At 61.4% G+C, this 12,011-nt stretch carries 11 protein-coding genes; 4 read left to right on the forward strand and 7 right to left on the reverse strand.

Annotated features, from left to right (window positions below):
* Positions 1-222: 222 nt before the first annotated feature.
* From ACTQVX_RS08705 to purH, 4 genes are all read right to left on the reverse strand, one after another.
* Positions 223-1,266, reverse strand: coding sequence for a sensor histidine kinase (locus tag ACTQVX_RS08705; protein WP_441560907.1), 1,044 nt, complete (start codon positions 1,264-1,266; stop codon positions 223-225).
* A gap of 9 nt (positions 1,267-1,275) precedes the next feature.
* A complete protein-coding gene (locus tag ACTQVX_RS08710; RefSeq protein ID WP_427728526.1) occupies positions 1,276-1,947 on the reverse strand; it encodes a response regulator transcription factor in 672 nt (223 codons plus the stop codon).
* A 177-nt stretch (positions 1,948-2,124) separates the two neighbouring features.
* Positions 2,125-2,832 carry a hypothetical protein gene (locus ACTQVX_RS08715; protein ID WP_427718908.1) on the reverse strand — a complete coding sequence of 236 codons (708 nt, stop codon included), beginning with the start codon at positions 2,830-2,832 and terminating at the stop codon, positions 2,125-2,127.
* A 278-nt stretch (positions 2,833-3,110) separates the two neighbouring features.
* Positions 3,111-4,718 carry a bifunctional phosphoribosylaminoimidazolecarboxamide formyltransferase/IMP cyclohydrolase gene (purH, locus tag ACTQVX_RS08720; RefSeq protein WP_441560909.1) on the reverse strand — a complete coding sequence of 536 codons (1,608 nt, stop codon included), beginning with the start codon at positions 4,716-4,718 and terminating at the stop codon, positions 3,111-3,113.
* A 277-nt stretch (positions 4,719-4,995) separates the two neighbouring features.
* On the opposite strand from purH, the gene ACTQVX_RS08725 reads away from it, so the two are divergent.
* Entirely contained in the window at positions 4,996-5,637 is a 642-nt protein-coding gene (locus ACTQVX_RS08725) for a GNAT family N-acetyltransferase (protein WP_427728515.1), read from the forward strand.
* A 273-nt stretch (positions 5,638-5,910) separates the two neighbouring features.
* Here ACTQVX_RS08725 and ACTQVX_RS08730 read toward each other — a convergent pair whose 3' ends face one another.
* Positions 5,911-7,854: a DUF2207 family protein gene (locus tag ACTQVX_RS08730; RefSeq protein WP_441560911.1), complete on the reverse strand. Its 1,944-nt coding sequence runs from the start codon at positions 7,852-7,854 to the stop codon at positions 5,911-5,913.
* Between the two features lie 525 nt (positions 7,855-8,379).
* Here ACTQVX_RS08730 and gluQRS point away from each other — a divergent pair.
* Positions 8,380-9,390, forward strand: coding sequence for a tRNA glutamyl-Q(34) synthetase GluQRS (gene gluQRS, locus ACTQVX_RS08735; RefSeq protein WP_441560913.1), 1,011 nt, complete (start codon positions 8,380-8,382; stop codon positions 9,388-9,390).
* 115 nt (positions 9,391-9,505) lie between these two features.
* Here gluQRS and ACTQVX_RS08740 read toward each other — a convergent pair whose 3' ends face one another.
* Both ACTQVX_RS08740 and ACTQVX_RS08745 read right to left on the reverse strand, forming a co-directional pair.
* Entirely contained in the window at positions 9,506-10,129 is a 624-nt protein-coding gene (locus ACTQVX_RS08740; RefSeq protein WP_441560915.1) for a metallophosphoesterase, read from the reverse strand.
* Between the two features lie 85 nt (positions 10,130-10,214).
* Positions 10,215-10,454 carry a hypothetical protein gene (locus ACTQVX_RS08745; RefSeq protein WP_427748078.1) on the reverse strand — a complete coding sequence of 80 codons (240 nt, stop codon included), beginning with the start codon at positions 10,452-10,454 and terminating at the stop codon, positions 10,215-10,217.
* A 588-nt stretch (positions 10,455-11,042) separates the two neighbouring features.
* Here ACTQVX_RS08745 and ACTQVX_RS08750 point away from each other — a divergent pair.
* Together ACTQVX_RS08750 and ACTQVX_RS08755 are read left to right on the forward strand one after the other, a co-directional pair.
* The gene (locus ACTQVX_RS08750) at positions 11,043-11,585 is read left to right on the forward strand and encodes a DUF4342 domain-containing protein (protein ID WP_441560917.1); all 543 of its coding nucleotides are present in this window, start codon (positions 11,043-11,045) and stop codon (positions 11,583-11,585) included.
* An 18-nt stretch (positions 11,586-11,603) separates the two neighbouring features.
* The coding region (locus ACTQVX_RS08755; protein WP_441560919.1) for a response regulator transcription factor at positions 11,604-12,011 on the forward strand (408 nt) is incomplete at its 3' end.

Here is a 12,011-nt window from a genome sequence, read left to right on the forward strand (position 1 = left end):
CGACAGGGCCGTGTGGGAGGACCTCCACCACAGGGACCCGTACCCGTTCTGGCTGGATTAATGGATGGAAACGGATGTTCTATCGGGACACACATTTTGTCCTATAGGCCGAGATGGCGTGCCGCCCTGGTCGGGCGGCACGTTTTGTTTGGGTGATTTTTTTAGCCTCATAGCCATGTTCACGCTCGGGAACATAGCCATCCGCACCACAAGACGGCCCGACTACTCGAAGTATTGAAACTTGTTGGTCGAGAAAGCGAATGTTACGACAAAGCCTTCGCCGGAGTCGGATGCCGCGGTGACGTCGATGCCCATCTTGGAACACAGGCGCGCCACCAGGTAGAGGCCGATGCCCGTTGCGCGCTTGGTGGTGCGGCCGTTATCGCCGGTAAAGCCCTTCTCGAACACGCGCGGCAGGTCAGCCGCGCTCACGCCGCAGCCGTTGTCCGCGACGGTAAGCTCGATGCGCTCGTTTGCCAGGCCCTCGTCCAGCAACGCACCCGAAAACACAATCTTCGCGCCGTCCTCACGCGCATATTTAATGCTGTTCTGAATGAGCTGGCCCAGAATAAACTCGAGCCATTTCTCGTCGGTGAACACCTCAAAGTCGAGGTTCTCGCACACCGGAGCCACGTGCGCCGCAATGAGCTCGCGCGCGTTGGCTTTAATCGCGCCCGTCACCAAGCTCTTGAGACCCCAACGGCGAATTAGGTAGTCGCGCTCTACGACTTCCGAGCGCGCATAGTACAGCGCCTGATCGATATAGCGCTCCACGCGAGCCAGCTCGCGACCCAGGTCATCCACGCGCGACAGGTCGTCTTCGCTGCCGTCCAGGTTTTCCAAAATCAGATGAGCCGCCGCCAGGGGCAGCTTGGCCTCGTGGACCCAGCTCTCGATATAGTCGCGGTAATCATCGGTCTGGCGCCGGCCTTCCGCCACCTCGTCGCAAGCGGCTTTGCCCACCCGGCGCAAGACCTCATATTCGAGCTCGCCCTCGGCATAGGTCGGGCATTGCACCATCTCCTGCACCCATGCGGGGCTCCCCAGCTCCTCTGCCGCGCGCTCCAGCTGGCACAGAAAACGACGACGGCGCACGTACTCGATCACGATGCCCAGCATGCCAAAGATAAAGGACACACCGACCGCCACGACCACGATGGATGCCGGGGCGCCGGCGACCGTCAGTACAAAACAGCTCAGCAGCACGCCGCAGATCCACACGGCAACGGGAAGCAGTGCATCTTTAAAGAACTTGGCAAACGACATAACCGGCCCCTAGACCGAATAGCCTTGGCCGCGATGCGTCGTCAAATACCCCTTGATGCCGATTTTTTCGAGCGTGGTGCGCAGGCGGTTGATATTGACGGTGAGCGTATTGTCGTCCACGAAGGCGTCGGAGTCCCACAGGTCCTGCATGATAGCCGAGCGCGAGACAATCTTGCCCGCGCGGCCCAAGAGCAGCGAGAGGATACGCAGCTCGTTTTTGGTGAGCTCGGTACTGTCGCCGGTTGCCGTATTGGTGACCATGGAGCGGGCGAGGTCGAGCTCCAGCCCCTTGTGGACGAGCGTGCTGCGATCGCCCGCCGCCGCGGTGCGGCGCAGCAACGCATTGATGTGCGCCACGAGCACACGGGCGCTGTAAGGCTTGGGAACAAAGTCGTCCGCGCCAAGCGTCATGGCCATGACCTCGTCGATCTCGGTCGTGCGCGACGTGAGGACGATGATAGGAACCTCGGATTCGCGGCGAACCTCGTGGCAGATATGTTGGCCGTCCTTGACGGGAAGCGTGAGGTCGAGCAACACCAGGTCGGGCGCGGCGGCAAGGATATCGCGCGAGACATGCTCAAACGATTCGCAGGCCTCGATTTCAAACCCGGCGCGGGCAAGGATGTCGACAAGCTCACGACGAATGCGCTCGTCGTCCTCAACGACATAGATCAGCGCCATGGATTCCGCTCCCCTCTTGGTTGTCTTGCCCCATTATGACCGCGGAGCCGCAGGTGCGTGCCTCGCGAGGCACCAAGGTGACAGAACTGTTCGCGAACGAAAGCGTTTGGCTCGCCCCTCGCTCGCAACGGGAGCGAGGATCAAATGATTATTAAATCCCCGTCCCAGGAAAATCATTTAGCGGCGGGCACGGAGCTTTTCGTAGCCTTCGGCAAAGAAGGCAACCGTAGCGGCGTCGGACTCGACGGCGTCCGTCTCGGCGGCAGGGACCACGCCGTGCTCGTCACTCACCAGGAACAGCGCGCCCTTGAGCTGCGCGGGAATGTCCACGCGCGTGACCGGGATGCCCTTGGTCTGGGCCAGCTGCTCGATAAGCGTCGCCGTGCCACACAGGCACTCGTCCGCCGGTGCCACAAAGACCAGCTCGCCGTTGTTGACGGCGGCGAGCAGCTCGGGCGCCACGCCGGTTTCGTCGGCCTCGGAGCGGGCCTCGGCGGAGCGGGCACGCAGCGCCTTGGCCGAAGTATCGGCCAGCGGCTCGTACTCCCCCACCGTCATGGCGGCATTGCCGTTAACGTCGATCACCAGCATGAGCACGCCGTCGCGCGCGGTGTAATCGCCCTCGGCAAGCGACCACTCAACGTGCTGCTTGGCCCAGCTGAGCATGTTATGGGTGAGCGGCTCGCCCTGCACCAGGCGCTCGGACAGCGCACGAATATGACGGTTGAGCATGGGCACCTTTTTGTTGGACATACGCCAACGGCAGACAAGCGCGGGCTTGTCGAGCGTAAACTTCTCGACCGCCTCCTGATTGGCGCAAAAGTCCTCGTACGCACGCTGGTCCTCGGCATTGCCAAACAGCTCGGCATCATCCACAACGGCCATATCCAACCTTTCTCAAAAACATACACCGCACCGTTATACCCAAAAAAGCCGCCTGCACCAACCGGCACGGACGGCAATAGATAGCTTTAGCTCGGGGCGAGCAAATACCGCTGGTGGAGCATAAGCCAGCGAGCCGGACCCAAGTGCCTCAGGTCGCCGCGAAAGAGGAGCGACGCGTACTTCTGTACGCGAGCGACGGTTTGAGCGGCGAGATAAGGTGCTTGGGGCCGGCGCAGCGTCGAGCAGTTACGCGGTTTGGTAAAACCGCGTAACGATCATTAGTGGCGGAAGTGGCGGGCGCCCGTGAAGACCATTGCGATGCCATGCTCGTTGCAGGCCTGGATGCTCTCGTCGTCGCGCTTGGAGCCGCCGGGCTGGATGATGCAGGTCACGCCGTGCTCAGCAAGCACGTCGACGTTGTCGCGGAACGGGAAGAACGCGTCGCTTGCGCAGGCAAAGCCGCCCTTCTCCACGCCCTCGCGCTCGCAGAAGTCCTCGGCGCGCTCGCAGGCAAGCAGTGCGGAGTCAACGCGGTTGGGCTGGCCCGGGCCCATGCCAATGCCGGCCTTACCCTTGGAGACCAGGATGGCGTTGGACTTGACGCCCTTGCAGACCTTCCAGGCAAACTCAAGCTCGGCCATCTCGGCATCGGTGGGCTTGCGGTCGGTGGGGAACGTAAAGGTCGCGGGATCCTCGATCACGTGGTCGACCTCCTGCACCAGCATGCCGCCGTCGATGGAGCGCAGCTCCACCTTGGCGCCGTGGTCCACGCCGCCGGTAGCCAGCACGCGCAGGTTGGGGCGCTTGGCCATGCGATCGAGCGCCTCGGCGGTGTAGCTCGGGGCGATGATGACCTCGACGAACTGCTTGTTCTGATCGGCAAAGTGCTCAACCAGCTCAAAGGGAACCTCGCGGTTGCAGGCGATGATGCCGCCGAAAGCGCTCTTGGGATCGCAGGCAAAGGCGCGGTCGTAGGCAGCCGTGATGTCCTCGGCAACGGCGGAGCCGCAGGGGTTCTGATGCTTGAGGATCACGCAGGCAGGCTCGTCGAACTCGCGAACCAGGTTCCAAGCGGCATCGGCGTCCAAATAGTTGTTGTAGCTGAGCGGCTTGCCCTGAATCTGCTCGGAGCCCACGAGCGGGAACTGCGAGCTCGCGGAGTTCTCGCAGCCATCGGCAAAGCGGTAGACCGTAGCCTTCTGCTGAGGATTCTCGCCATAGCGCAGGTCGTCGACCTTCTCCAGCGAGACCTCGAGTTTGGCAGAGGTGTCCGCCACGTCGCTTGCCTGGGCAGCAAGCCAACGGGAGATAGCCGTGTCGTAGGCGGCGGTAGTCTGGTAGACCTTCACCTGCAGGCGACGACGGGTGGAAAGCGTGGTGCAGCCACCGGTCTCGCGCATCTCGGCCAGGACGGCATCATAGTCGGCCGGGTCGGAGATGACGGTAACGCTCGCGGCGTTCTTGGCGGCAGAGCGAAGCATGGAAGGGCCACCGATATCGATGTGCTCGATGGCATCCGCAAAGGTGACCTCGGGGTTGGCGACGGTCTTCTCGAACTCGTACAGGTTGACGACGACCAGGTCGATCAGCTTAATGCCGTGCTGAGCTGCCTCCTGCATGTGCTGCTCGGAATCGCGGCGAGCCAGCAGTGCACCATGAACCTTGGGGTGCAGCGTCTTGACGCGGCCGTCCATCATCTCGGGATAGCCCGTGAACTCCTCGATGGGGGTTACGGGAACGCCCGCGTCCTCGATGGCACGAGCCGTGCCGCCCGTAGAGATGATCTCGACGCCAAAGTCGTCAACCAGCGTCCGTGCGAAATCGACGACGCCCGTCTTATCGGTAACCGAGATCAACGCGCGTGCGATCTTCACATCAGATCCCATGCAGTCCTCCTGTCTGGTACGCCGCCGTGCTCTGTGAGTCGGTGATACGTCGATCTGCAGCGCTCGCGCAGCGGCATTGAAAATACTGATTCAATGTAGCGCATCGAGCGCATCGATGCACCCCGTAACGGGCGCATGTGCAGAAAAAGCTTGCGAGCGGGGGTTGCAGGAGCGCCACTGGGCACGGTGAGTTGATGGAACACAGGGGCACCATAATTAGATGCCAATGGCATGGTAGAACTGTGCTCGATATGCATCCGCAATAGAAAGAGGCACTATGGTCTCGCGGGTTCTCTACCGACCGTTTGATACCGAAGACTTCGACGCCATCGCGCTGATCTTGCAGCAGCTTTGGCATAACAATTCGGATAACGAAGAGTACAACCGCCTTGAGGCCGCGTGCGATCTTGCCTATTGCCTTTCTTCCTCGACGTTTTCGCAGGTCGCCGTAATCGACGGCCAGGCGCGCGGCATTGCACTCGCACGTGCGGGGCAAAGCAGCGGCGCCACCGTTAAGGAGCATTGGATGGATACCGAACGCGCATTGCTGTCGCAGATGCGTGAGCTGGAGCCCGATGCCTGTGCCGAGTATCTCTCGTTTGTGCGCGCCACCATTCGGACCAACAACCGCCTGCTCGAGAGCAGCCCGCTGCCGCATGACAACGAGGTCACGTTGCTTGCCGTGGATCGCGATGTCCACGGCCTGGGCGTTGGCTCGGTTCTGCTCGATGCCGCGGTCTCGCACCTGTCCTCGCGCGGAGCGTCGAGAGCGCACCTGTATACCGACTCCAACTGCTCGTGGAAGTTCTACGAGCTGCACGGCTTTAAGCGCACGGCCACGCACCGCGCCAACCGCGAAGAGCGCCGCCACGACATGCCGCGCGAAAGCTTCCTCTACGAACTCGACCTGACAGCCTAAAACCGGCAGTTAGGGACGTCCCCTTTGTGCTGGCACCCCGGGACACTCCTTGGCAGCAACCACACCTAGTCGTTGGGGACGTTCTTAAATGACTAGTCGCCGGGGACAGTCTTGAACAAAAGAGTCACCGAAACCCTCGCTGGCATCACCCTATAGAGGAGTCTGCAAATAGCGGTGGGCAAAAGTAAAAGATCGGCGCATTTTGGCGCATAAAAAGGGGACGGGCTTTCCCCGACGGCTGCCGAGAAAAGCCCATCCCATATTTTAGGACCGCTAGAACGTTCCGCCGCCGCCTCCGCCGACGCCGCCGCCCCCGCCGCCCGAGAAGCCACCACCGCCGCCGCCGCTCGAGCTATCGGAACTCGAAGCCAGCTCACGGATGCTCTCGTGATACACGCCATCGAACGAATCGAGCGGAGACTGGTTTCCGTAGTGATGGTAGTACCACCAGTAGCAGGGGTAATTGTCGTAGAAGCCGTCGGCCTCGCGCACCTCGGGCGGCACGGCCTCGGCAAGCTGACGCAGAACTTCCTTGGAAACGCCCAGCGCCGCACCCATCACCAGAAGTTTATTCCACAGCACCAGATCGCCGGGGACGGCTTCCTTTAGACGCGTGAAGTCCTCGAGCCAATGCTTGAGCGCCTTGCAGCGAGCCGCCACCTCGGCGCCCTCCGGCGTAAGGCGGCGGAACGTAAGGCCCACGCCAATACCCACCAGCACAATCGGCACCGAGATAACCGCGGCGACAATGTTCACCTGTGCGCCGTCGGTAAAGAAGATGGATCCCACGGGAACAAAGGCGATCAGAGTACCAAGAACCAGGCAAAACACCATTGCGACAATGCCGTCCGAGGCAACGTACTCGCTATCGGCCAGTTTGCCCTTAACGGTGCTCTGATAGTCCTTGAGCTTGTCGCCCACGGGCGTAGCGTGCTGCTTAACATAGTGTTGCAGCTCGTCAAACGTGCGCGAGCGATCGCCGTTCTCGTCGGGCTTAGCACCGGCAAAGAAAACCTTGAGCACCATGCGGTCAATGCCCTTGGCCGACCTCCAGCCCGCATCACTCACCGTCACACGATACGTCTGTTCCTCTTTTTCGCGATGGAGCAGGCCCTTCTTGCCCTTGGTCGCGATTGCCTCCTCTAACTTGATCACGCGATCGTCGGTGAGCTTCATGAGCGTAGCGATATATGCCTGATCGGGCACCTCGTTCCAGCTCATGAGGGCCGAAAGCACGGCGGGATGGTCGGCCGAGGGCACGTCGCGGAAGTATTCGTCCTGGAACAGCGGTTTGGGCTTGCGCTTGCGCAACTTGAGCACGACGATTGTGCCGGTAAAGGCCACCGCCGCGACAACGCTAACCACGGCAAGTGCATTGGCGATCATGCGGGCGTGAGCGCGGCGGGCGTTGGCCTCCTCGGCCCACGCCTTCTCCTCGCTCAGAATTGTCGACATGCGTTCCTTGCCCGAGGCGGCGAGCTGCGGCACCCAATCGCCGGGGAAGGCGATGCGCGCCTCGGCGAATTCGCCCTGATGCACGCAGGGTATGGTATAGGTGACCATGGGCTCGTCCGCGTCGAGCGACACGTCGCCCGTGAGCGGACCGTGGCCCCATGCACGGAAGTTATCGCCCTTGACGGCCGCCGTTCCGGCAGCGGCATTTGCGAAGTAAACTTCCATCTCGACGTCATCGGAGTCCGCAGACCAGCCGTCGCCCACAAACTTCCAGTAGAGCTCGGCGGTATCGGACCAGTTCATAACCGCACCGGTCATGGTGTAGCTCACGTAATAGATCGCGCTGTCGCCGCTCTCGTGGGGGCTGAACACCTTGATCTTTACGCCGCCGTCTGACTGCTCAACCGTATAGACGCCGTTGTCGCCTTTGTTTGCATAGTCAACCCTGCTAAACGCGGCATCATCTTCCTCGACGCTCAGCACATCGACACCCGCCGTACTACCCTGCTGGTTGGTGCCCGTATTGATATCCCAATACACGCCGTTGATGTCGTCGTCGAAATCAAACTGGCGTCCCTCGACAACGGTCAGCGACCCATCGGCCTCAACCGTGGCACCGATATAGGTTTGGGTCATGGAATACCCGTCGGCACGTGCAACGGCGGGCAACAGCAGCAGCACGCACGCGACGAGTGCGCAAATGGAAGCAAATCGCGCAAACGGGCAGCGCTGCCGACAAGCATTGGCAACGGGGGCGTTCATAGGCACATCCTTTGTCTGTAAAACCAACAGCGCCATTGTCCCACGTTTGCGGGTACACATGACGAACATCTAGGCGACCGGAGCGCCAAACGGGATGAAAGTCATGCCTGCCGCCAGCAGCTAATCATTGGGTAGTCATTGGGGACGTTCTTAAATGACTAGTCATGAGGGACACCCTTGGCATGGCCCGCGCCAGCAATAGATGCCACTTCACAGCTCCGTCACAGGTGTAGCAGCTTTGTGTGGGCGCGGCACGCGCTGATTGAGCCGCCAGCCGAGGGGCATAAAGCAGTTGAGCGAAACCGGTTTGCCCCTTTGCCGTTCGCTCGAGGATCATGTCCCCCTTTTCCGCGGAAACCCCGGCAGTTGCGAAGAGCTGCCGGGGTTTCTGTTGTCTAAGGTACTGAGTTGATCGACAGGAATCAAAGCACCGAGCCTGCGGCCCACCATACGCAATGCGGGGCCTCGACAACTTGCGGACCACAGTGACGCCTCCCCATCGCGCCCCGCGCTATACTCGTCCGCATGGATATCAACGCACGCAACATAGCAACGCCCGCCGCGAACGCACCAACAACGCCGCCCGCCTCCGTTCCTGTACCTGTCGTAGGCCGTTTTGCCCCGTCGCCCTCGGGCCGCATGCACCTGGGCAACGTGTTCAGCTGCCTGTGCTCGTGGCTTTCGGCCCGCAGCCAAGGCGGCAGCATCGTGTTGCGCATCGAGGACCTGGACGATCGCTGCAAGCGCCCGGAACTTGCCGCTCAATTGATTGACGACCTGGCCTGGCTAGGGCTTGAGTGGGACGAAGGGCCCTACTACCAGCACGATCGTCTGGACCTGTACGAGAGCGCCTTGCGCCGGCTGAATGACGTCGACCTCACCTATCCCTGCTTTTGTACGCGTGCCGAGCTCCACGCCGCGAGCGCGCCGCATGCCAGCGACGGCACGCCCATCTACCGCGGCGCCTGCCGAGGCCTTTCTGCCGAGGAGGTTGCCCGCCGCAGTGCCCTGCGCGCTCCCGCCACGCGCCTGCGCGTGCCCGCCGTCGACGACCTCGCCGGCGACGTGATCGAATTCGTTGACCGCACGTACGGAGCCCAATGCGAGGCACTCGCCACCGAGTGCGGCGACTTTTTGGTGCGCCGCAGCGACGGCGTTTTTGCCTACCAGCTAGCCGTGGTGGTCGACGACGCTGCCATGGGCGTCACCGAGGTCGTGCGCGGATGCGATCTGCTGGGCTCTACGCCCCGCCAAATCTATCTGCAGCATCTGCTGGGACTTCCCACGCCGCACTACGCGCACATTCCGCTGCTCGTGTCGCCAGACGGCCGCCGCCTTTCCAAGCGCGACCGCGATCTGGACCTGGGCGAGCTACGCGCACGCTTTGGCACGCCCGAGGCACTGCTGGGATGGCTCGCCGGGCAAACGGGCATCGCGCCGGACACCACGCCGCGCTCTGCCGAGCAGCTGGTCGAGCACTTTAGCTGGAATGTCATCCGCGCGCACCGCAAGAACATCGCTGTAACGGACGAGTAGCCAAATACCTCGCCCCTACGCAACGTCCCAGGGCTGGAGTTCGTCGCCCAAGCGAACGATGCAGTCGTAGAGCACGGTATGGCGCTCGGCAGGGTTGGCATCCCGATGAAAATGCCTAGTACCAACGCTTGTAGTCCAAGCGGTCTTCCAGCTCATCGAAAAATGCCGTAAGCCGATCAACGGCGGGGTAATTCCAGCCAGGCCCCGGATAGAGCGTGGGCGAAAGCATGCGCGTAGAGCAGGTGTGGGTGACCACGTAGTCAACCTTCCAGCCCACGCTGTCGAGCTTTGTCCGCGCCTCCTCAAAGTTGCGCTCGTCCGGCAGCTCCTGTGGCCACCAGCTGGAATAGGGAATGCGGTATTCCTTATCCACGCTCGTGGCGCCGCCCATGGTAAAGATCGTTGAGCCGTCGAGCTCAAAAACCTCGCCGCGCGTCAGGCGCCGTATGGGAGAGGTATCCGACAGGCGTTGCGTTAGCCCACCGTGCCACAGCTCCATGGGACGCTCCGCCCAGTGATCGAAACGCTCGTGATTGCCGTCGACGAACAGCACGGTATAGGGACGCGATTCCAGCCAGGCGATATCGATGCATTCCTCGGCAGAGAAATCCCACGGAAAGCCAAAGTCGCCCGCGACAATCAGATGGTCGTCGCTCGTCAGACTATCCCCAAGATCCCAGTCGCGCAGCTTTTGCATGTCGAGGCCGCCGTGAATATCGCCCGTCACATAGACCGTCATCGGATTACCACTTCCCTGTAAGTCGCTAGACCGCATTCTGCACGATCACTAAGCCAACCGTTCCAGCCCTTCCATCCCTTAGGGCTTATCCCTCGTTCTTCCATCCAAACGGATCAAGCACCCAAAAAATCAGATCGAGCACGCCGCCGGTCATCATAGCGCCGGCAAGGGCCATGCAAACGCGCAGAGAACCGGCACTTCGGAGCACGTCGAATGGTCCCAGAACAGCCAACAGCGCGACCGCTGCGCCGACCACGCACAGCGCGAGGCACGGCCCCGCGTCCTTGACGCACTTCTTTGCGAGATGCTTGGTGTTGTCACTCATCAATATCGAACTCCTTAGAGGGCAGTTGTTTGGGTACATGCCGCCGCGGCAGAGCAGGGCGGCAGGATAAGTGTCACATGCCGTGCGGACATCAATGGAGAAACCGCCTGCTCGACCAACCCTTAACGCCGTTTTGCACCGGCACCCCATCCCCCGCTATCGAGGTCTAATACTTTTCCGCGAAGTGAACGTCTGTTTTAGGACCCCTGAAGCATCCACATTTTTCGTCGTCAAAATCGCAGGATTCCAGCACCGAAACCCCAGGAAACGGCACCTCTAAAGTGTCGATGCTTCGGGGGTCCGATTTAGCTCGTTCACTTCTCGGAAAAGTATTAGACCTCGTCGGCAGCAGTCTAAAAGGCGAGTCGTTTCTCCCCCGCGCAACCCAATAGAAACATTCCGCTCCTCCCTCACACCACCCAAAAACTCATCCAACATTAATCTTGGCTCAAGAATCGCTTAATCTATAACCTGCACTATAAAGTTCGACCAAGGGCGGGGCGGCGCCGCGCAACGCAGATCGCGAACGCAACGCTCGCGCCCGGGCAGATCGCCCGACGTCGCGCCCATCGAACGAAAGGACAGGTCATGGACGACCTCGAAAAAGTTGAAACCATCCGCACCAAGTGCAACGTGAGCTACACCGATGCCAAGGCCGCGCTCGACGCCACCGACGGCAACGTTCTGGATGCCATCATTTGGCTTGAGTCGCAGGGCAAGACCCAGACCACGTCGGCGCATGCCGCCACCGAGGCCGCGCCAGTCGATGAGCCCTCGGCCGAAATGGTCGCCGCGCAGGCCGCCTACGAAAAGTCGAGCGAAAAGACCGACTTCTCCAAGAAGATGGACAGCGTGTGGGAGTACCTCAAAAAGCTCTTCCGTCTGAGCCTGGACACCAAGTTTATCGCCACGCGCCGCGACGCCATCATCCTCAACATTCCCATTCTGATCCCCATCGTCGCCCTGTTTGCCTGGGGCGCCACGATATGGCTCATGCTGATTGGTCTGTTCTTTGGCATGCGCTACCGCATCGACAGCGACGGCGACGTGCCCGGCAGCATCAACAACCTTATGAATCACGCCGCCGACGCCGCGGACGACATCAAGCAAAATCTGAACGACGACAAGTAATCGCAGACGGGGGCACGCATGGCACGGATCCTGATCGTAGAGGACGAGGAGAAAATCGCCCGCTTTGTGACGCTCGAGCTGGAGCACGAGGGCTACCAGGTGGAGCACGCCGCCGACGGCCGCACCGCCGTGGACTTGGCGCTGGAGCGCGACTACGATCTGATTCTGCTCGATGTGCTGTTGCCGCAGCTCAACGGCATGGAGGTCCTGCGGCGCGTCCGCAAGCACAAGGATGTGCCGGTGATTATGGTCACCGCGCGCGATACTGTGATGGACAAGGTGGCCGGGCTCGATGCCGGTGCCGACGATTACCTGACCAAGCCGTTTGCGATTGAGGAGCTGTTCGCACGGATTCGCGTGGCGCTGAAGCGCGCGGAGGCCGTGCGGGCGGCTTCGGGCGTTGGCGGCGCCGGCGCTGGGGCGGGC

Origin of the sequence: Collinsella sp. LCP19S3_A6, assembly GCF_052122015.1 — a bacterium.
Classification (GTDB): Bacteria; Actinomycetota; Coriobacteriia; order Coriobacteriales; family Coriobacteriaceae; genus Collinsella.

What these genes read in the sequence shown, in the direction of transcription:
- ACTQVX_RS08705 (WP_441560907.1), bottom strand. Translation starts at nt 1,266, where the DNA reads ATGTCGTTTGCCAAGTTCTTTAAAGATGCACTGCTTCCCGTTGCCGTG.
- ACTQVX_RS08710 (WP_427728526.1), bottom strand. Translation starts at nt 1,947, where the DNA reads ATGGCGCTGATCTATGTCGTTGAGGACGACGAGCGCATTCGTCGTGAG.
- ACTQVX_RS08715 (WP_427718908.1), bottom strand. Translation starts at nt 2,832, where the DNA reads ATGGCCGTTGTGGATGATGCCGAGCTGTTTGGCAATGCCGAGGACCAG.
- purH (WP_441560909.1), bottom strand. Translation starts at nt 4,718, where the DNA reads ATGGGATCTGATGTGAAGATCGCACGCGCGTTGATCTCGGTTACCGAT.
- ACTQVX_RS08725 (WP_427728515.1), top strand. Translation starts at nt 4,996, where the DNA reads ATGGTCTCGCGGGTTCTCTACCGACCGTTTGATACCGAAGACTTCGAC.
- ACTQVX_RS08730 (WP_441560911.1), bottom strand. Translation starts at nt 7,854, where the DNA reads ATGAACGCCCCCGTTGCCAATGCTTGTCGGCAGCGCTGCCCGTTTGCG.
- gluQRS (WP_441560913.1), top strand. Translation starts at nt 8,380, where the DNA reads ATGGATATCAACGCACGCAACATAGCAACGCCCGCCGCGAACGCACCA.
- ACTQVX_RS08740 (WP_441560915.1), bottom strand. Translation starts at nt 10,129, where the DNA reads ATGACGGTCTATGTGACGGGCGATATTCACGGCGGCCTCGACATGCAA.
- ACTQVX_RS08745 (WP_427748078.1), bottom strand. Translation starts at nt 10,454, where the DNA reads ATGAGTGACAACACCAAGCATCTCGCAAAGAAGTGCGTCAAGGACGCG.
- ACTQVX_RS08750 (WP_441560917.1), top strand. Translation starts at nt 11,043, where the DNA reads ATGGACGACCTCGAAAAAGTTGAAACCATCCGCACCAAGTGCAACGTG.